Origin of the sequence: Gordoniibacillus kamchatkensis (genome assembly GCF_000829455.1) — a bacterium.
Classification (GTDB): Bacteria; Bacillota; Bacilli; order Paenibacillales; family NBRC-103111; genus Gordoniibacillus; species Gordoniibacillus kamchatkensis.
Genome location: NZ_JXAK01000019.1, coordinates 33718 through 54787, shown reverse-complemented (window position 1 = coordinate 54787; position 21070 = coordinate 33718). Strand labels below are relative to the sequence as shown.

The 21070-nt window shown below is 54.8% G+C and carries 16 protein-coding genes and 1 pseudogene; 1 reads left to right on the top strand and 16 read right to left on the bottom strand.

What is annotated here, in order from left to right:
* Window positions 1–17: 17 nt before the first annotated feature.
* The 6 genes from SD70_RS12570 to SD70_RS12545 form a co-directional block, all read right to left on the bottom strand.
* Window positions 18–980, bottom strand: coding sequence for a Gfo/Idh/MocA family protein (locus tag SD70_RS12570; RefSeq protein WP_041047912.1), 963 nt, complete (start codon window positions 978–980; stop codon window positions 18–20).
* An 18-nt stretch (window positions 981–998) separates the two neighbouring features.
* Entirely contained in the window at window positions 999–1835 is an 837-nt protein-coding gene (locus SD70_RS12565; RefSeq protein ID WP_041047911.1) for a carbohydrate ABC transporter permease, read from the bottom strand.
* A gap of 16 nt (window positions 1836–1851) precedes the next feature.
* Complete coding sequence (locus SD70_RS12560) at window positions 1852–2805, bottom strand: carbohydrate ABC transporter permease (RefSeq protein ID WP_231571180.1); 954 nt, start codon at window positions 2803–2805, stop codon at window positions 1852–1854.
* A 96-nt stretch (window positions 2806–2901) separates the two neighbouring features.
* Window positions 2902–4314, bottom strand: coding sequence for an ABC transporter substrate-binding protein (locus tag SD70_RS12555; protein ID WP_041047910.1), 1413 nt, complete (start codon window positions 4312–4314; stop codon window positions 2902–2904).
* A gap of 185 nt (window positions 4315–4499) precedes the next feature.
* Window positions 4500–6278, bottom strand: a complete 1779-nt coding sequence (locus SD70_RS12550; protein WP_041047909.1) for a cache domain-containing sensor histidine kinase — start codon at window positions 6276–6278, stop codon at window positions 4500–4502.
* A gap of 27 nt (window positions 6279–6305) precedes the next feature.
* Entirely contained in the window at window positions 6306–7904 is a 1599-nt protein-coding gene (locus tag SD70_RS12545) for a response regulator transcription factor (RefSeq protein ID WP_041047908.1), read from the bottom strand.
* A 373-nt stretch (window positions 7905–8277) separates the two neighbouring features.
* On the opposite strand from SD70_RS12545, the gene SD70_RS12540 reads away from it, so the two are divergent.
* Window positions 8278–10650, top strand: a complete 2373-nt coding sequence (locus tag SD70_RS12540) for an HAD family hydrolase (RefSeq protein WP_041047907.1) — start codon at window positions 8278–8280, stop codon at window positions 10648–10650.
* A 92-nt stretch (window positions 10651–10742) separates the two neighbouring features.
* On the opposite strand, the gene SD70_RS12535 is transcribed toward SD70_RS12540, so the two are convergent.
* The 10 genes and pseudogenes from SD70_RS12535 to SD70_RS12490 form a co-directional block, all read right to left on the bottom strand.
* Window positions 10743–11702 (bottom strand): Gfo/Idh/MocA family protein, encoded by a 960-nt coding sequence (locus tag SD70_RS12535; protein ID WP_041047906.1) that lies wholly within the window; start codon window positions 11700–11702, stop codon window positions 10743–10745.
* Between the two features lie 23 nt (window positions 11703–11725).
* Window positions 11726–12550, bottom strand: coding sequence for a sugar phosphate isomerase/epimerase family protein (locus SD70_RS12530; protein WP_041047905.1), 825 nt, complete (start codon window positions 12548–12550; stop codon window positions 11726–11728).
* A gap of 18 nt (window positions 12551–12568) precedes the next feature.
* On the bottom strand, window positions 12569–13549 hold the full coding sequence (locus SD70_RS12525; RefSeq protein WP_041047904.1) for a Gfo/Idh/MocA family protein: 981 nt from the start codon (window positions 13547–13549) through the stop codon (window positions 12569–12571).
* Between the two features lie 39 nt (window positions 13550–13588).
* A pseudogene (locus tag SD70_RS12520) lies at window positions 13589–14577 on the bottom strand (Gfo/Idh/MocA family protein).
* Between the two features lie 120 nt (window positions 14578–14697).
* Window positions 14698–15915, bottom strand: a complete 1218-nt coding sequence (locus SD70_RS12515; RefSeq protein WP_231571179.1) for an ROK family transcriptional regulator — start codon at window positions 15913–15915, stop codon at window positions 14698–14700.
* Between the two features lie 201 nt (window positions 15916–16116).
* A complete protein-coding gene (locus SD70_RS12510; protein ID WP_041047903.1) occupies window positions 16117–17496 on the bottom strand; it encodes an ABC transporter substrate-binding protein in 1380 nt (459 codons plus the stop codon).
* A 126-nt stretch (window positions 17497–17622) separates the two neighbouring features.
* Window positions 17623–18489: a carbohydrate ABC transporter permease gene (locus SD70_RS12505; protein WP_041047902.1), complete on the bottom strand. Its 867-nt coding sequence runs from the start codon at window positions 18487–18489 to the stop codon at window positions 17623–17625.
* A 13-nt stretch (window positions 18490–18502) separates the two neighbouring features.
* Window positions 18503–19369: a carbohydrate ABC transporter permease gene (locus SD70_RS12500; RefSeq protein WP_331436772.1), complete on the bottom strand. Its 867-nt coding sequence runs from the start codon at window positions 19367–19369 to the stop codon at window positions 18503–18505.
* Between the two features lie 323 nt (window positions 19370–19692).
* Window positions 19693–20592, bottom strand: coding sequence for an RNA polymerase sigma-70 factor (locus tag SD70_RS12495; RefSeq protein WP_052487352.1), 900 nt, complete (start codon window positions 20590–20592; stop codon window positions 19693–19695).
* A 25-nt stretch (window positions 20593–20617) separates the two neighbouring features.
* On the bottom strand, window positions 20618–21064 hold the full coding sequence (locus tag SD70_RS12490; protein ID WP_041047901.1) for a carboxymuconolactone decarboxylase family protein: 447 nt from the start codon (window positions 21062–21064) through the stop codon (window positions 20618–20620).
* Between the last annotated feature and the right edge of the window lie 6 nt (window positions 21065–21070).

Sequence of the window (21070 nt, the reverse complement as noted above, 5' to 3'; positions counted from 1 at the left end):
CTTTTTCGTCCGTTGCCTTAATAAGGCTTATAGCCGCCCGCCTGGTACACCATCTCCGTGAACTTCACGACTTTGAGCGCGAAGGTGCCGGGCACTTTCACTTCGTGGCGGCCGAGGATAGCGTCGATAAAGCTTTTGTCCTGGTTCGTCGTCTGCTTCGGCAGCTCCGGCACGATCGGCTCCTGCCGCAGGCGGCGGATCGTGATTTTGCCGTTGTCGTAAAAGATGCCACCGTTTTCGCCGCAGAACACGTACGTTTCGTGCCAGCACGGGGCGTACCCGACGATGTTCAGTCCGGCCACGGCGCCTTCGGCAAACCGGATCGAAGTGAACGAGTCGATCTCCACTGGTGCTCCTTGCTGGTGAATTTGCGGCTTCACTTCAATCGGCGTCAGGCCTGTCGTCCAGAGCAGCACGTCGATAATGTGGCTGCCGGAATCCATCAGCATGCCGCCGCCCGACAGCTCCGGCACCTGCCGCCACAAGCCGGTCGTGCCCTGTTTCCATTCCTGATACAGCGAGGCGGTAATCGACGTCAGCTTGCCGATCTGACCGCTGGCGATATAGTCCTTGATGAACAGAAACTCCGGCTGAAAATGGCGCTGATACGACACCTGCATCACTTTTCCCGCTTTGTCCGCGGTGGCGATCAGTTGCTCCGCCTCTTCCGACGAGCAGGTCATCGGCTTCTCGATGAGCACGTGCAGCCCTTTGTTCAGCGCATCGGTCGCCTGCTGGAAATGAAGCGTATGCGGCGAACAGATGACGACCGCATCGAGCTCGGCCTGTTCCAACATATCCCTGTAGTCTGAAAATTGCGGAACGTCGGCAAGATCGAATTTGGCGGCGAACTTTGCGCGATTGTCCTCGCTCGTATCCGTAATCGCCGTAATTTCCGCCTCTTCCAGCTCCAGCAGCTGCCGGGCATGCCATTGGGAAATGCCGCCCGTGCCGATCATGCCTACGCGAATTTTGCTCATGAACTTAAGCCTCCTCGATTATTTTATCCCTGAAAATGTTATGCCGCGAATGAACGCTTTTTGCACAAAGAAATATAGCAAAATGATCGGAAACGTAATCATGACCAGCGTGGCCATCATCATTTGCCATTCCGCGCTATGCTGCGTTTTGAACCCTTGAACGCCCAGCATGAGCGTATATTGGCTTTCGTCCGACAAGTAAATGAGCGGACCTTGGTAATCGTTCCAGCTTCCCATTAACTGAAATAAGGCGATCGTGAGCAAAGCGGGACGGCATAACGGCAGCATGATTTGCCCGTAAATGCGCATCTCGGAAGCGCCGTCGATGCGGGCCGCGTCTTCAAGCTCCTTCGGCAGCCCCATGAAAAACTGGCGGAGCAAAAAGATATAGAACGGTGCGCCGAAGAAGGCCGGAAACCAGAGCGGCATTTTGGTTCCTACCAAACCGAGATTCTTAAATGCGATAAAAATGGGAATCATCGTCGCCTGGTACGGCAGCATCATAACCATTAACGTGACGGCAAAAAGCGGTTTGGCCCCCTTCCATGGAATTCTGGCCAAGCTGTAGGCGACAAGCGGGCACGAAAGCAGTACCCCCACCGTTGCCAAGCCGGCGATTGTAACCGTATTCGCTAAATATTTAAAAAATGGAATATAATCGATCGCTTTCGGGTAGTTGCTCCATTCCATCACGTCGGGAATCCACTTGGGCGGCCAAAGAAACAATTCGCTATTCGGCTTGATCGAAGTGGACACCATCCATAAGAAAGGCGACAGAAAAAAGAGGCCGACCACGATCAAAAAAGCGTGAATCAATACGGTTTGCACGGCTCCAAGCCCTTTTCTGGTTGCCATCGCGATACCTCCCTCCTCATTCTTTTCCTTGATAGTGGACCCAGCGTTTTTGCGAACTGAAAATTATCGCCGTTAAAAGAACCACGATCAAGAATAGAATCCAGGCCATGGCGGACGCGTATCCCATCTTTAAGTATCCGAAGCCGTTCCGGTACAAATACATGACGTAAAACATCATGGAATTAGCCGGCGTGCCCTGCCCGTTCGTAAGCGCGTAAGGCAGAACGAAATTTTGCAAAGCGCCGATCGTGCCCATAATCAAATTGAAAAAGATGACCGGCGTCAGCAGCGGCAAGGTGATCGTCCTGGTGCGCTGCCAAGGCCCGGCGCCGTCTACGTGGGCAGCATCGTAATAATCTTGGGGTATGTCTTGCAATCCTGCCAAATAGATGACGACCGCCTGACCTGTCCCCCATAAGCTCATCAGGATCAAGGAAGGCTTTGACCAAAATTCGCTGCCGATCCACGGCGGCCCGGCGATGCCAATTTTATCGAGCCAGTAATTGACGAGCCCGAATTGAGGGTTAAGCAGCCATAGCCATATGATCGTCGTCGCAATGGGCGGAACGAGGCTGGGAATAAAAAACAGCGTCCGGTATATGCCTTGGCCGCGGATTTTCAAATTCAGCAGCAACGCAAGAATGATGCCCACCACGATGCTGAGCGGGACAAAGATGACCGTATAGTACAACGTATTATAAATACTGATCCAAAATACTTCGTCTTGGAAAAGAGTTTTATAATTGGCGAATCCTACCCATTCCCCGGGCTCGAGGATGCTGTAAGAAGTCATGCTGTAATAAGCCGACATGATTAACGGAAATGCGTGAAAAAGCAGCAGCCCGACGATCCATGGCAAGGCGAAAAGAACGCCGAACAACGTAATTTTTCGTTCGAAGCCGCTCTTTGTCCGTTTAATCCCGGAGACGGGAGCGGTGCGTTGCACGGCGGAAGTTTCGATGGCAGGCAATCCCATTACCTCCTTATTATACATCTCTATCGGAAAGGAGGGTAGCGCAGCGATCCGCCCTACCCTCGCTTTTCCGAATCGGTGTGTGCCTCGGGATCAGTTGCCGATTTTCGCCAGCTCCGCATCCACATTCTTTTTCACTTCGTCAAGGAGCGCCTGAGCGTCTCCTTTGCCATGAATAGCCAAATCTTGCACCCGCATCGTTTCGTTCCAGAGCAAGCTGCCTACCGGCGTAACCGGTCTTGTGAAAGCCGTCGGCATCAGATCGAGGAACACTTTCAAGTTCGGATTGTTCGACAGCTTCAGCTCGTCGTTAACCGCCGGCATCGCTGTAATATCGTTGCCCGCATTCGGACGTTTCGCCCACAGCAGCGTGCCTTCTTTATGAGCTACGAATTTAACGAACTCCCAAGCTTCCTTCTCATGCTTGGCGCCTTTCGGGATGACGTACGACCAGCCGCCGGCCCAGGTGACCGACTTGTAGCCTTCGGCAGCGGGCATCGGAGCGACGCCCCAATCAAAGTTCGGCTTATATTTCGCCAAATCGTTCAGGATCCAGTTGCCGTCGAACACGAAGCCGACTTTGCCCGTCCAGAACGGGTTCATGCCGGTTTGGCCCATGGCGTCGGAGAAGCTCGTCAAATTCGAAATGTCGTATTTTTTGGCATAGTCGGCCATCCAGGCGAGCGCTTTGACGTTTTGCGGGTCGTTCGGCGTCAATTTGCCGTTGCCGTCCTCCCATTTGCCGCCCCAGTTCCAAGCTTGCGTATAGAGGAAGCCTTGGTTCATCCACGGGATGAAACCGACTTGCGAATATTTGCCGTTGCCGCCCTTCTTGTATATTTTCTCCGCCATTTGGTCCAATTCTTGCAGCGTCTTCGGCGGTTTGTCCGGATCGAGCCCCGCTTCCTTCATGAGCGTTTTATTGTAATACATCGCCCGGTTGTCCGTACCCCAAGGCAGGCAGTACACTTTATCTTTATAAACCGCTTCGGCCCATAGTCCTTTATAATAATCATCCGGTTTGATGCCGCTGGCCTGTACGTAAGGAGTCAGGTCCGTGAGGGAACCTTTCGCCGCCCAGGATCCGATCAGAAACCGGTCGAACAAAGCGACGTCCGGCGGGTTGCCGCCTGCGATCGCGGTCAGCAATTTATCGGAAGCCTGCGTTTGGCCGGTGGTCTCGACGAATGTCATTTTCACTTTGATATTGGGGAACTTTTTCTCGAACGGATCGACGACGGTAGCTTTGAAATCTTTCTGATAATCGCCGCCCCAAGGGAACCAGAAATCGATCGTCACCGGTGCGCTTCCGCTGGAAGCACCGGCTTTGGCCGTATCCGCAGGCGCGGGAGTCGTTCCTTTGCTGTCGCCGCCGGCGGCGGGAGCCGTGGTGCCCTGCGAACCGCCGCAGCCGGCCAGCGTAAACGCCATGGCGAGCGTTGCGGTTAAAGGCAGCGTAACCAGTTTTTTGCTTCGCGAACGTGTTTGTCTTTTTTGTTCATTCATTGTTTAACCTCCTCCTGAGTACTCGTTTACGAGCTTGCTTTTATTGTAGGCGCTTACAAACCGTTCTCGTAACGAGGGAACTTTTGTTTTTTGTGTGTTATTTTGGTTGTTTTGCGGAGGAAGAAACCACCCGCGCTTCGGTGGGTGTTTGGACGACCGGGAACGGGAGCGTTCTCGGTCTCCGGTTATCTCAACGGGATAGTCAGCGTTACCTTCGTACCTGCTTCGGGCTTGCTGTCGATGCGAAGGCCATACTCTTTTCCGTACGCCAATTTGATTTGGGTCTGAATATTTTTCAGGGCAAAATGATGTTCTCCAGCCGCTTCATCGCTTCCAAGCACTTCCACAAGCTCGGCCAGTTTGCCGGGTTCGATCCCGACGCCATCGTCTTCCACTTCAAAATGCAAAATGTGCCCGTCGCTTCGAAAGCGGATATCGAGCCGGCCCTCCCCTCTTTTGTTTTCCAAGCCGTGGTAAATCGCATTTTCGACCAGCGGCTGGAATACGAATTTGAGCACCTGGAAATGCAAAATCTCCGGTTCGACCGTCATGTTGACCGTGAATTTATCTTGATATCGCACCTTTTGTATGGATAAATAGCTCTCAAGGAGCTCCACGCATTCTGCAACCGTTACAAAATCTTTCCCCTCGCTTAAGCTGATGCGAAGATATTTGGACAAGCCGAAAATCATGGTGCTGATCTCGTCCACTTTGTAAATGCGCGATATCCAATGAATCGAATCGAGCGTATTGTACAAAAAATGGGCATTGATTTGCGACGCCATCATTTTGAGCTGCGTTTCTTTTTTTAACAGCTTTTGAATGTACACTTCGTCGATCAAGCTTTTGATTCGCGTGACCATCATATTGAAGCTGTGGTACAGCATGCCGAATTCGTCGCTGCGCGCTTCCGCAATCTGGACGTCAAAGTCGCCATCCCGCGCCCTGCGCATCGAGCGCAGCAACGTGCTGACCGGCCTGTGCATTTGCTTGGCGACGATCAGCGCAAACACGATAGCGACTACGGTAAAGCCGATAACGAGATAGAGGGTGTAGTACTCGATTTCGCTAGAGTCGCGGATCAGGTCTTTAATCGGCGCCATGCCAACCAGCTTCCAGTCGGTCATTTCCGTACTGGCATAGACGGCCATCGTTTCTTTGCCGTTCAACATGCTGGTAATGACGCCGTGCGCTTCGGCGGGAAGCTTAAGCCCCGACGGCTGCATAAGCCCCGAACCTGCGGCGTCGGCGACGACCGTGTTGTTGCGGTCGACGATAAGCGTAGAGCTGTTCGTATGGATATTGACTTCGGACAAAAACGTTTGGATCGGTTCGGGATCAAACTCCATGAGCAGTACGCCGATAATTTCATTTTTGCTGTCCAGGTTTTTGATCGCCCGGCCGAGGCAAAATACCGGTTTGTCGCCGGTCGTATTGAATTTCGTAGGGAAAGGCGGCCGTATGCCGTACCACACAACCTGACCGTTCGCTGCTATTATTTGTTTATACCATTCCTGCTCCTGATCGTCTTTGCTTGCCGGCGGCAGCTCGGCAAAGCCGTTGGAGTTGTACCGGTACGAGGATGAGCCTTCGCCGAAAATGTAAATATTGAGCGTATCGTTCTTCACGTTGACCAGATTCGATAAAAATTTGGAAATTTGCTGGTTATTGTAAGTTTGTTCGTAGCTCTCCCGGTATTCGCCGAGAATGCCTTTCTGGATTTCCTTGTAGCCGAATACGAGCAAGGAGCGGTTGGCGTACTCGTTCATCAGAAGGTCGAGCCTGCGGTCGGCTTGCTGCACGGTTTGCAACGCGACCTGCGATACTTTGGAGCGGATAATGTCGTTCGCTTTATTATATGAGAGGTACCCCATGATCATAATGGAAATGGAGATGCTGACAAAATAAAGCACAAATAATTTGTAGCCAACGGAACGCCATTTCAAATGCGCATGAAGATTCAAGCATCCTCCCCCTCCCTGGCCAGGCGGTTACATGAGGCCGGAATCCCGGTACTGGGCCGGAGTTAGCCCCTCATAGTCTTTAAACAGCTTAATAAAATGCCGGAAATCGTGGTAGCCGACCTGCTGCGCTACTTCGTAAATTTTGAGCGAGGAATCTTTAAGCAGCTGTTTCGCCTTCTCCATTCGCAGCCGGATGACGTATTTGCTGAACGTTTCGCCGGTCTCCTCGTGGAATATTTTGCTGAAGTAGGACGGGTTCAAATACTGCTGCTTCGCTACGAGGTTCATGGAAATATCCTCCGCGTAATGCTCTGCCAAATACGACAGCGCCTGCTCGATAAACCTTTTGCGGTTGCCTGGAATGCCGCCCGTTTGCTGGAATTGGCGGACAGCTGTCCACAATACGTCTTCCAGTTCGGACAGCGTGCAATAAGGAAAGGAGAGCTTTTTTCTGTTGGAAGATTCGGCCTGGTTCGCTTCCAACTTGCCGGCAACGTTCTGAAGCAACGCTTGCAAACCTTTGCGCAGCTCGTAAGGGGCGCAGCTTTGGCGGCTCGCTTGCAGATGGCGGGCAAGCTCTTGAATCAACTCGGCGATCGCGTCTTCTTTGCCTAATTTGACGGCATGGGCGAAACGGCTGTCCCATCCGTTGTTCGGTCCTTTATATGGCTGCGTCGAAGCGAGAGGCGCCTTCACGAGCCGCGCAGCCTCGTATGCTTGTCCGTAACCGTCATAGAACGCATAGGCGCCGGCATAGACAGCCTCTTGAAACGAGGCGTGCAGCTTCGTGGCGTCCCTGATGCGGCTGATGCCGATATTGATGCGAATGCCCAAATAGCGGCGGCTTGCTTCGATCAAAGCTTCCATGGAGCGCTTGGTCTCTCCGTCGTCATCAGCAAACGGCGACTGCAAAATGGCAAGATCGGCGTCTTCCTGACGGTCCAAAGGGCAAGTCATCGTCTTCCCTATTGCCGCTCCGAACTCCTCGGCCATATTGCCAAGCGCATAGCGCAACAGCAGCTGTCCCTTCGCGTCGTCAGCGCTCGTTCCCCAATCCAGCACTTTCACGCCCATGACCCGCAGCCGCTCCGGATCCAAACGAATATCGAGCCTGTTCCACATGCTGCGCCAATTCGGAAACGACGCGGAGTCGTATGTAAGCAGCATCTCGACGTAACGCTGCCGGGCCAAGGGCAAGCTTTCGCGGATGCATTCCGACAAGCGGACAAGATCGCGGCGGTGTTGCTGTTCGCGATTGATCTGTTCGACGCAGCGGCGCACGACGCTCAACACTTGCGTTTCCTCGATCGGCTTCAGCACATAATCGGCTGCTCCGTACCTTATCGCTTTCTGGGCCGAACTGAAATCGCTGTAGCCGCTGACAATAATGATTTTTGACGGCAAATTGCTGTTTTTCACCTCTTCGATCAAAGCCAGCCCATCCATGTGAGGCATTTTGATATCGGTGATGATAATGTCGGGCGGGCGCTCCCGGATTAATTCCAAAGCTTCTTCACCGTCTTGCGCTTCGCCCAGCACTTCAATTTGCTCCGCCTCCCAATCGATGGTCGAACGTAAGCCCTGGCGCACCCATTTCTCATCGTCTACGATCAATAAAGAATACATAACAGTTCTCCCTCTCGTTGTATGACGTAAGAAGAATGGTGACGGCGATACATGATGCGTACGCCTCATTTACCTCATTTTTACGATAGCATTAGAAATTTCCGTTTGAAATGAATCTAAAGTCTCTGTGTCATCATTAGAATAAACGGCAAAATGAAACATTTCCCGATGCAAATCGTATGTTTCGTCCATTCGCGAGCTATTATCGCTATTTTCGCGGCTGCATGGTGTCGATTTTCGCGGGCCGCAACTTGGGAGCTTCAGGCAAGCCCCACTTTCTCGGGCAGCCTGAGAACTCGTCGTCAATAAAGACACGGTGCCCGCTTGTGCTATACTAATGGTATGCGTGACGTTGCATGTGGAGGCGTATCCAATGACTAATATTTTGTACGATCAGACGGAACTCTGGAAATATGACCGTTTTTTAAGTCCGCTGCAGCCAGTATTGGATTCGTATCGCGTCGTGTCGTTCGATATTTTTGACACCGTTCTGCTGCGGGCTTGCGGCGAGCCTGCCGACATTTTCGAAAAAACCGCCGCCAAAGCGCGGAAGCTTCATGCGCTGTATAAGCCGCTTAGCGAAACAGAGTTTCGCTCCTTGCGCATCGCTGCCGAACGATCCGCGAGAAGGAAAGCAGAAGCGGCAAGCGGCCATAAGGAAGTTACGCTGCGGGACATTTACGAGGAGCTGCCGGCCTCGCTGCTGGATCGGGAAAAGGTGCGTCTGCTCGAACTTGAGGCGGAAAATGAAACCGTTTATTTGAATCCGAACATTTTATCGCTGCTGCGTCATTGCAGGGCGGCCGGGCAACAAATTGCCCTCGTCTCCGATATGTACTTGTCGTCTGCGCAAATGACCGGGCTGCTGGCCGCCGCCGGGCTGGAACCCGAGTGGACCGATCTGCTGCTCGTTTCTTCCGAACACGGCTGCAGCAAAGTTGACGGCGGGCTGTTTGACAAGCTGCTGCAAGCATTTCCCGGCATTCAGCCGCATCAAATCGTACATATCGGGGATAACTGGGACGCGGACGTCGCGGGGGCGGCCCGGCGCGGCATATATGCGGTTCATTACGGTGCGATTCCCGAGACGTTCGACTCTCCCTATCATTGGGAAGCGGTGCGCCACGGTGTCGTTTTGCCGGAAATGAAATCGCTGCGCAAGCTTGCATCCTGCACGCTGCCGGCCGGCGCGCTCGATGAAAGAGCTGCGGCCTTTTACCGGTTCGGTGCGGAAATTGTCGGTCCTTTCTTGAATGCGCTATGCGAGTGGGCGGTCGATACGTGTGTGGAGGAAGGCTATTCGGCCGTTCACCCGCTGATGAGAGAGGCGCACATCCTGGCCCCGCTGCTTCGCCGTGTCATTGCCAGGCGCGGGCTGGATATCCGGGTGTATCCGATCTCGATCTCCCGTCAGGCGGCCTACCTCCCTTCCCTGCAGCAATTTGGCGCAGCTGAGCTTGATTATTTACTGTCGCAGCTGTGGGTGAAAGTGAAAGATATATTCGAAATCCTGCAAATTGAGGACGAAATCGGACCGTTTCATGACGTTGCCGGGCAAAGCATCCGGGACTGCAAGGCGCAACTGGATGAGCGGGGCGTTGCGGTCGCCGACAAGCTCCGGCAATACTTATTGAGCGAACCGGTGACGGGCAAAATCATGTCAGCGATCGAAGCCCAGCGCGCGCTGTTAGCCGAATATTTGCAGCATTCGTGCGGGGCCGACGCAACCATCGTGACGCTTGACATCGGCTTCAACGGCACGATTCAGCATTCGCTGCAAAAGGCCGCGAAGCTGGCGGGGCTTCCCGTGCGGATGGTGCACCTGCTGGCGGCGGGCACCGAACGGCTGGCCGATCTTCGCCTGCAAGGCATGGACATACGGTGTTATATCGGCAGCCCCGGACCGACTGGGGATATTGCCAAGCGAATGGCAAGAAGTCCGGGGTTTGTAGAGGAACTGATGATGGGGCGCGACGGATCGGCAATGAAATACGTGCGCGGCGACGATCGTACCGTCACGCCTGTTTGCGCAGGCCTGCATCTTAACGAAGAGGATTTCAAGGCTAAAGAAGCGTGCCAGCTTGGGATGCTGACGTTCCAATCGCTTTACGCTTTTATTGCGCAGGTGAAGCCGGATTGCATCCCGGATCCCGCTGCGCATCGCCGTGAATGGTCGCTTCCGCTTCATCGCGCGATCGATATGCCGACTCCGGCCGAGGCGGAAATGCTCGGCTCGCTCACGCATCAGGACAACTTTTGCGGCACCCAGATCGCGCGCATTTGCGAACCGGTGGACGACAAGTGGTTTAGCCGGGGAGCGGCGCATTTTCTGGACGTCTGCAATTACGGGCCGTCCCTGTTCAACGCTTTCTGGCCGCAAGGCTTGCTGACGCAAAAAGAGCCGTACTCGTTGTACAGAATGCGGTTGCGGGAGCAGGACCAGTACGGCAGAGCCGCGCTCATCTTCGATATGATGTGCAGACTGAAGGCCGCCGGGGCGCAGCGCTTCATTGTTTACGGCGCCGGGGAGCTCGCGGAACAAGTACGCCGCGCCGCCCTCCTGCACGGGCTGCACGCGGAGCCGGCATCCGACCCGGAGTCCTTGCGGGAAGCCGCAAACGGCGATATCCACGTATATGTTACGGCCACGTTGAACGAATTCGATTCGTACCGCTCTGCGATCGAGCACGCGTACCGGCAGCTGCGGAGCGAAGTGAAGCCGGTTGTCCTGTCATTTCAAGATTGACGCGCCTCTTCCCTGCTTTTCGCCAAAAAAGGACTATCCCGGCCATATGGCTTTCCGGGATAGTCCTTTTTCACGTTTTGCGCAAAGCTTGCCTACAGCGTGACAGGCAGCCCCGTCCGGGCGGAATCGTTAGCGGCAAGAGTAACTTCCAGCGTTTTCATCGCGTCTTCGTACGGCGACAAAATAAGCTCGGGGCGGCCGCTCTTAAGCGCTTCGACGAAGGCGTTGTCCTGTTCGCGGTAAAAATCCACCTTGCTTGTGTAGGTAACGGTTTTATCCCGCTCTACGATCGATAATTGCGTGCCGTCGATGACGACGCGAAAATCGCGGCCCAATATTTCCACGCCCGACCGGTGATCGTGCTGCGTGAAGGACGTGTCGACATGCCCGATCGCCCCCGACGCAAACGTGAGGCTGACGGTGCCGACATCGGGAATGTTCACGCCGGGAATATCCTGCATCACCCGCAGCTCCATGCCGGCATACAGCTTCGTGACGTCCCCCGCCAAATAGCGGACCAAGTCGACGGTATGTGTCGATTGCTCGACCAGCTGTCCGCCGGATTTAGCGGCGTCCCTCCACCAAGGCGTCTGGACGAAGGAAGTAATGTAGTGCGCGCGCACCATGGCGATTTCTTTGTCCTGCAAATACTGCTTCGCCTTCGCGACCGTATCCAAATAGCGCAAGCAGTAGCCGCTGCCGTTCACTATGCCAGCCTTGCGAATCGCTTCCGCTTTGCGGCGCACGGTGTCCATGTCGAGCCCGAGCGGCTTTTCCACGAACAGATGCAGCCCCCTGTCGGCGGCTTTCTCTTCCAGGTCGCCGTGCGCGAACGGAGGCACGCAGAGAAACAGCGCATCCAGCTGTTCTCGCTCCAGCATTTCGTCGGCGTTAGTATAGGCGTTGGCGCCATATTCGCCGGCCTTGCGGCGGACGGTTTCCTCCGCGATATCGCATAGAGCCGCCAGCTTCACGTTCTCGTTCTGGCTCAAGTTTTTCAAATGGACGGAGGCGATACCGCCAACTCCCACGAATCCGATTCTTATCGTCATGCTATGCAGCCTCCCGTTTTTGTTTAGCCTAGCTCGGTAATGACCTGAAGATGGCGGGCCGTATCGTACACCATTTGCAACGGAGCCTTCGCATAAGGGCTCAGCTCGGCCGTTACGGTATCGCTGTAGCCGATGTCGCGCAAAGCGGCGACGACTGCCGGCCAGTTGACTTCCCCGGACAACAGCGGCACGAAGCCGTTAATGTTTCCGACCTTCGTATTGAAATCTTTGACGTGTACCTTCTTGATACGCCCGCCCAGCGTACGGATCCAGTGCTCCGGATAGCCGAATTGCAGCACGTTGCCGATATCGAAATAAGCGCCAACGTACGCTGAGCCGAACTCGTCGATATAGCGCGCCATCTCCAGCGGCGACAGCAGAAATTTGTTCCAAACGTTCTCGATGCCGATCGCCACTTGCAGCTGCTCCGCTTGAGGCACCAGCTTACCGATCTCTTCCTGGCTTCTCCGGTAGCAGTCTTCATACGTCGTCTCCGCATTGACAACGCCCGGGACGACAAGAACAGTATCCATTCCCATAATGCTGGCCAGCTCCAATTGCTTCGCTACGATACGACGGCCTTGCTCCCGCTTCGCTTCGTCCTGCGACGACAGCGGCGCCCCCCAGAGCAGCCCTGTCGACAAGCTGCGCAGCCGGATGCCGTACTTCCCGGCAAGGCGGGCGATCTGTTCGGCTTCCGCCGCCGTTGTGTTCAGCGTCAGCCCGACGCCTCCGTCCGGGTTCAAGTTAAGCTCGACGGCGTCGTAGCCGGCTGCCTGACAATGCTCGAACACTTGCTCCAGCGACGTCGACTCGGGAAAACCCCATTGATTGATCGCTTTTAACATAACCGCTTTCTCCCTCCATTAGGATCGGATCATAACCGGGGCATGCTGCTCGGCTGCCTGGTACGCGGCCAGTGCGACTTCCACTGCCCTAAGCCCGTCTTCGCCGGTAATGAACGCCTCTTTCTTCCCGCTGCGGACGCTGCCGATAAAATCCGCAACGAGACCCTCGTCCATGTCGTCGCCCCAATATTGATATTTATGCCCCTTCTCGTCGCTGTAGAGATTGATTTTTTGATTGAACGCGTCGAGCGAAATGGTGCCGGCGGTGCCGACGATTTCCATCGTCACGTCGCCCCAAGTCGGGAACGTTTTGTTGCGGGACCAGCTGCAGTCGAGCGTCGCAAAGACGCCGTTCTCGAACTCCAGCGACAAGATGCCGCAATCGTCGATAGGCGTATCCGAAATGAGATTGTCGGCTTCGGCATACACTTCCTTGACTTCGGACGACATGAACCAGCGCATCAGGTCGACGACATGGACCGTATGGTCGAATACGGCGCCGCCTCCGGAAAGAGCGGGATCGACGAACCAGCCGCCCGGATTTTGCCCGTGATTCGTCCCTTTGATCGCCAGGACGCGGCCGATTTTGCCTTCGCCGATGAGCTGTTTGGCGCGTATGACGGCCGGATGGAAACGGACGGGAAACGCCGTTTGCAGCAGCACGCCGTTTTCGCGGCAAGCGTCGATCATCTCTTGCCCGTCCTTCACGGTCGTCGCGAGCGGCTTCTCGCACAGCACGTGCTTCCCGGCTTTGGCGGCGGCCACGACATGCTCGCGATGTTTGGCGTTCTCGGAAGTAACGACAACGGCGTCGATGTCCAGCTTGAGAAGCTCCTCATAATTTCCGACGTATACGGTCCCGAACACGTCCGCATATTTGCGTCCGCGTTCCTCGTTGTCGTCAGCAATGCCGGCCAGCTCGACTCCAGCGATACGTTTGAGCGCGTGAGCATACGAATAGGCATGCATATGAGCGAAACTGATGATTCCGACTTTCATACGATTGGTCCTCCTTCTTCTCGCTTAGCTGGAGCTGACTTAACGCAGCGTGACCGGCTGCCCGGTCCGGATGCTGTCGATGGCCGCAAGTGCGATCCTGAGCGCTTCGTAAGCATCGCCCGCGGTAACGAGCGGCTCGGCGTTCTGTTCAATACACGAAAGGAAATGTTGCAGCTCCACGAAATACGGATTGCGCTTCAGCGGGCTTTCCGGAACGGCCACGCCGCCGAATTCGCTCTTCGGCCCGCGGCTGACGGCGACGAGCGGTTGGTCTCGGGCGCTGTCGTAATCGAGAATGCCCGTCTTGCCGGCGATTTCGAATTTCATCCGGAACGAATCGTGCGCCCAGCTTCCTTCCACATGGGCAATGACCCCGCTCGCGAAGCGCAGCGTGACCAGCGCATAATCGAGCGCGTAAAAGCCCCGGCCGAGCATTCCTTTGGCGTACACTCTTTCCACTTCGCCGAAGCACCAGCGCAAAAAATCGAAGTCGTGGACAATCATATCGAGGATAACGCCGCCGCTTTTCTCGAAATCGGCATACCAATGGTTCGAAGCTTGCGGAAAGGCGCTGGCGCGAGTCGTGCGCACGATTGCAGGGGTGCCGATTGCGCCTTGGTCGAGCTGGCGCTTGGCTTCCCGGTATTCGGGGAAAAAACGCAGCACCTGCCCGATGAACAGCCTGACGTTTCTGGCTTTGCAATATTCGATCATTTCCTTGGCGTCGTCCAAATGGCGGGCGATCGGTTTCTCGCAAATGACATGCTTGCCGTCGTCGGCCGCCTTCATCACATACGTTTTATGCAAGTATGTAGGCAGGCATATGTCCACAATATCGACTTGCTCCAGACTTTGCATTGCTTCGTCATACGTGGCGAACAAGGTCGTGCCGAGCCGCCGGGCAGGGCGGCATTCTTTTCCGTCGGAACGTCCACAATACCTGCCAAACGCACGTTGTCCATGTCCGCATAAGCGGCGGCGTGCGTGCTTCCCATACTTCCGGCCCCAAGGACCAAAACGTGAAACATGCCAGTCTCCCCTTTGCTCAAGTCGGTAATGATAAGCCATTCTTCCGTTAAGCGCCGTGCCTTCGATGTAAAAGCGGTAATTCGCCCATATCCCACCTCCCGCTACGAATATTGGTCCGGCTATGTGAGCGAAAACCGGAATACGTCCTGCAGCAAAATCGACGCCGCCCCGATCAGCTCGGCATTGTCTCCGAGCGAGCTGGGGTGCACTTCCATAGATTGTATGGAAAATTGCAGCGCTCGTTCGCGCACATACGATTTGATGCTGTCAATCATGACGTCATTGCCGTACAGCAACTTGCCGCCAAGGATGACGACGTCCGGGTTGAACAAGTTGACCATATTGACAATGCCTGCGCCCAAATATTCCAGCGTCTCGTTCATAACCGTCATCGCCGCCGGATCGCCCACGTTCAGCGCGGCGCTAAAATCGGACGGACGAATGTCGGCAAGCTTTCCGTTCGTAAGCGACCACAGCGCGCTCGACCGGTCGGAAGCCGCTGCCGCTTGCAGCTTGGCGCGCACCGCGTCCCAATTGACACAGGTTTCCAGGCATCCGACGTTGCCGCATTCGCAGCGGATTCCGTTTCGATCGACGCTTGTATGGCCGAATTCCCCCGCGCCTCCCCTGGCTCCGCGCAAAATCTCGTCATTGACTACAATTCCGGCGCCGATGCCGCCGCCCGCGTGCACATAAAGCAAATTGCGGAACTTGCTGTACTGTCCGAATTTTTTTTCGGCCAGCACCATCGCGTTCATGTCGTTCTCGATCCACGTCTTTAGTTGGAAGGAGTTTTCGATAATATCTTTGAGCGCGACGTTGTGCCAATTGAGCTTGGAATTGTAGTAGACGATGCCCCGGTAGTTGTCCACGATGCCCGGCACGCTGATGGAAATGCCGATGCACCGGTCCATGTACGGTATTTGGGCAATGAAGGCGGCAATGGAATCGAGCAGCAGCTGCACGATCTGTTCGCCATGCGCCGGATCGGCGGCAACGTCCACGGTATGTGTTTTCCGGATGTTCGCTTCCAGATTGATTTCGGCTACCGTAATCGTGTAATTCGTAACGGAGACGCCGATCAGGAACCGGTTTTCGGGCGAAATTCGCAGCATGATCGGCTTTCGGCCTCCGTTCGAGGCGCCTGCCCCGTCCTCGCACACGAGCCCCGCCTGGATCAGCTCTTTAACGGCCGAGGCGACAGTCGTCGGGCTGATTTGCTTTCTTTTGGCAATATCGCTGCGTGAAATCGGCCCGTATTCGCGGATCATATTCAGAATGATCGAACGGTTGAGCTCCTGCATCAGCTTCAAATCGCCGGTGCGCTTATGCTGCAACGGCAGTCACCCCCTGATGTCGAACTTCGTTTCTCCAATGGATGAATGAAGTGTTGCGTTGCGTTCATTATAAATGGTAGCCCTTTCATATACAACGAAAAGTTTTCGCGCTATTCGTACACAATTCGACGGCGCGCCCCCTACTCAGCGCGATCAAGGCAGGGGGCGCGACCATTCGTCACGCCCCGCTTGACGGCGAGCCTATTTCAAGTTTTTCGACCATGCTTCGGCCCGCTTTTGCAGGTCGTCGAGGAACGCCTTCGCATCCGGCGCGTTGCCTTTGGCCGCTTGGCTGACGAAGCCGTTGATGGCCGGCACGATGTCGCTCATATAGAACGGATTCGCTTCGTCCAGCAGCTCGGAGTGCGCGACGTCGGCGATTTTCAGCGCTTCCTTCACAAACTTGTCTTCGGCGGTAATGAAATCCGGATTTTTGAGCGTCGGCGTGGAAGCGAAATATTTGTAGTTGTGCTTCTGGGTTTCCGGCCCGGCCAAAAACTTCATGACTTCCCACGCCGCCTTTTGGTCCTTCACGTCTTTCGCCATGACGAACGGGTCGACGGCTACCCAGGTTTCGCCCTTCGGCCCCACATTCATAGCCGGGACGAAACGATCCAAGTTCGCTTTATCTTTGTTGACCCGGAAATCGCTCATCGTTGCCCCGCCGGATTGATCGAGTCCGATCGCAATCACGTTTTTGGCGACGCCGAAGCTTTCCGCCCCTTGTCCGTTTACGAATCCCGGAGGCGCGTAAGGAGCCATTTTTTTCAGCCATTCCAGCACTTTCACCATTTCCGGACTGTTCAGCTGCCATTTGATGTTTTTCATGTCGCTTAGGCTCCCTTCCGCGCCTTTGGCGCCGAAAGCAAGCGCAAGGCCGACGATGGTCGAGCCGTTCAGCGAGTTGCCGCTCCAATAAATGCCGTAGTTTTGCTCTCCGGTTTTCGGATTTTTGCCCGTCATTTTCATCGCCGCATTCATAATTTCTTCCGGCGTCGCTTTGCTGCTGAGGGGCGGAACTCCCCAATCGTCAAACAGCTTCTTGTCGTAAATCGTCATCCGCCTGCCGAGTATGGCCGGAAGGCCGTATTGATGCGTTTTGTCGAGCGACTTCGTGCTGTAGGAGTTGTTCCAAATGCCATCCAAATAAATGCCCGGGTCGAAGCTGGAATCGGCCTTGATCAAGTCGTCGATGTTGCGCAGCAATCCTTCCTGATACCATTGGGATGCAAACGCTCCGCCCGTGTACAAAATATCTACGTCTTTGGACAGCAGCATCGCATATTGCTTCGCTCTCGCGTTCTCCCAAGGTATCTGGTAAATTTCCAGCTTGATGTTCGGGTACATCTTATTGAACGTTTCTTTCAGAAACTGGTTCAGGCCGATGCTTTCGGCGCCCGTCTGGGCATCGATGCCGTTGTCGAGCTGCCAGCCGGCCAAGGCGACCCTGACCGTGCCGGTCATATCGGATTTTTTGGCAATCGGTTTGGTCGGCTCTCCTTCCACGGATGTGGACGACGAACAAGCGGCGATAGTCAACGTCATGATGAGTGAAATCGAGACGAGAAGCGTTTTTTTCATTCATACGAGCTCCCTTCGGATTGACTTCCTTGCATTCGGTCGAACGTTTGCTTACTCCATTCATGTCTCGCTTACAAAGCCTTCCTTATTTGGCCGGTCACCCCCCGCTTTGCCGCAACACCGCGCTTACTGCTTGATGCCGGTCAAAGCAATACTTTCGATAATGTATCTTTGTAAGAACAAGTAAACGATAACTACGGGCAAGAGACTTACCGTCGTTGCCGCCATAATGATCGACGGGAGCTTGTTGATGCCGCTGTTGTACGTAAACATCGCCAGGCCGAGCTGGATCGTGTATTTGGCCGACGACTTCAGCGCCAGCAGCGGCCAGAGCAGCTCGTTCCAGACGCCGATGAACAGCAGAATGACCATCGTGGCGACGATCGGCGCGCACAGAGGCAAATATATTTTCCCGAATGCGGTAAATTCGCCGGCGCCGTCGATGACCGCCGCCTCCCGCAAGCTGGACGGCAGCTGGTCGATGAAGGCTTTCGCCAGAAACGTGCCGAACGCGTAGTTTAGCGCCGGCAAATAAAATACCCAGTACGTATCGATGAGATTCAGCTTGCTGAACAGCAAATATTGCGGAATCATCGTCATTTCGAACGGAATCATCATCGTGCTGAGCGCGAGCATCAGCACCAGATTCGAGCCCCGGAACCGGATTTTGGACAGGGCGTAGCCGGACAGCAGGGCGGAGAAAATGCTGACGACGATAACACCGGCGGCGACCAACAGCGAATTGCCGATATATTTCAGCATCGGCACGTTCGTAAAGGCTGCCCGGTAGTTTTTCAAGGACGGATCGAGCGGCCAAAATCTCGGCGGGAAGCCGAGCTCCAGCCGCGCCGCCCAGTCGAAGCTGGTGCTGATCATCCAGATGAGCGGGACGATCATGACCAGCGAGCCGACCGCCAACAAGGTGATCAACGTCCACTGCACGGCGGCCTCTTGGCGCCGCTTGGAGCTTGTTTTGATTGCGATTGCCGGCATGCTTCATCCCTCCTTAATCGAAACTGTCCTTTTTCCTGTTCAGCCGCAGCAGGAGCACGGTCAAGATGAGAATGACGATGAAGAGCAAGTAGGATGCCGCCGTCGCGAGCCCCATCTGGCCGGCCAAAAAGGCGTTTCGATAAATGTAGAGCACCGAAGTGAGCAGCGTTCCGCTCGGATTGCCGGCCGTCCCGCCGATAAGCCATACGTCGGTAAACCGTTTCATGCTGCCGATCGTTCCCATTACGATCATGAAGACGAAAATCGGGCGCATGTACGGAATGGTAATGTACCACCATTTTTTCAAACCGGCCGCCCCGTCGACTTCGGCAGCTTCGTACAAATCGCGGGGAACGCTTTGCAGTCCGGCGATAAAAATGATCGTGTTGTAGCCGAGAGCGCCCCACAAGCTCATCAGGACGATGCTGATTCGCGAAAAGCGAGGATCCGTAAACCAGCCGACCGGATCGATGTGAACGGTTCCAAGCACGAAATTGATGACCCCTTGCTTGGTCGGGAAAAACAAAAAGCTGAACAGCAGCGTCGTCGCTACGGCGGATATGACGTTCGGCAAGAAGAAAATGCCTTTGAACATATTTTTTCCTTTCACCCATTTGACGCTGTTGATCATGCTGGCCAGAACGAACGAGACGACGATGCCGAGAGCGACGGAAAAAATGCCCATATAGATCGTGTTATACAGCGACTTCCAGAAAATCGGATCGTGCAATGCGTACCGGTAGTTGGACCATCCGACCCATTTGCCGTTCAACGCCGCGCCGGACGTCTGGTTAAAGCTTAAATACAAGGCGGCGAACATCGGATAAATGGCGAAAGCCAACACGCCGATCACAAGCGGCGCTACGAACACATAGCCCATCTTGTTGCTTTTTTCTCTCGCTTTTTTCGTTCTGCGCACCGGCTCGGTCGCCCGAACCGGTGCCGGCTGTGCGGAAGCGGCCATCAGCCGCACCTCCCTTCGATCGCATCGGCCGCCGGTTCATATGCGCCGTGCCGATACGGCTTACTATGGAACACTGTCATCCGGGCCCCTTCCCTTACACGAATCGCTCCTCATATTAGGCCTTCGCCGACAGCTGCTCCCTAGTAAAACTATGTCCAATGGATGGATTAAATGCCACAATAAGGACATGAAAAAAGGTGCCCGTTTATACGGGCACCCTTTGTCTCGCTTGCGTGACGTTAGCGTTGCTTCAACTTGTCCGGATTCATTACGATGTAAATGCGGTCGATTTGGGATGCGTCCGCGCTCGCGAATCTGATGCAGAGTACGGCGATAACCGCGTTATCCTTGATAAAGACGACTTCCTCTTGTCCGTTGACCGGCATGATGATGCCTTCGACGCCCAGCAGCCCGTGGGCCGATATGACGTCCAAAAGCGTAGCGATTCTCTCGCGCGTAAAGATCGGTTTGACGGCCGCTCTTACCCGGCCTCCGCCGTCGGTGACCAGCACCGCATCCTCAGTCAACAATTCGAGCAGCTGCTCCACGTTTCTTTGCTTGAAGGCGGTAACGAACCGTTCGAGCTGCTTCACCCGCAGTCCGTCGTGCCGCACTGCTTGCCGTACGTCGCTTGTCTCCAGCCGCTTGTTGGCGTTGCTGAACAGCTTGCGGCAATTCGCCTCGTTTTTGTCGACGATGCGGGCAATTTCACCGTAGTCGAAGCCGAACGCCGTACGCAACACAAAAACCGCCCGCTCCATCGGAGAAAGGCGGTCGAGCATGACGAGAAAAGCGTAGGACAACGTTTCGTTCGCTTCGGCCGCGTCGAAAGGCTGGTCGCCGTGCGCGATGAGCGGTTCCGGCAGCCACTCGCCGAAATACGTCTCCCTTCGCTTTCTCGCCGACTTGAGCTCGTTGAGACAGCGATTCATCGTCAATTTGCACAAATACGCTTTCATGTTTTTGATTTCGTCCGTTTGCAGCGATTGCACAGCCATGAACGCCTCTTGCACGATATCTTCGGCGTCCAGAATTGTGCCCATCATTCGATATGCGATCGAGAACAGCAGCGGCTTGTATGCCGCGTATAACTGTTCCATGCTCAGCTCTGTGCTGCTGGCAGACAGCTTACCTGCCAAGCCGATCCCTCCTTCTGCCTGCGACTTACAAGAAACAGCCGGGGTACATTCGCGTCGAAATTGCGATCCGGTTCCAGCAATTGATCGTGTTGATCGTCATGATAAGGTCCATGAATTCCTTCTCGTCCACATGCGCCCTCACCCGCTCATACACATCATCCGGCAAGCCGGATTCGGATATGCGCGTGACGTATTCCGTTAGCTCCAGCACCGCTTTTTCCTTATCGGTATAAATCGGCACTTCCCTCCAGACGGACAAGAGCAAAATCCGATCGATACTTTCCCCCATCGCTTGCAAATCTTTGGCGTGCATGTCGATGCAGAATGCGCAGCCGTTAATTTGCGAGGCACGTATTTTGATCAGATCGTACAGCGACTTGTCGATGCCGCGGCTCCGCGCATAGTGTTCCAGCTGCATCATCGTGTCCAGCGTTTCCGGGGACGACTGGGTATAATTCAATCTGGGATTCATTTTCCG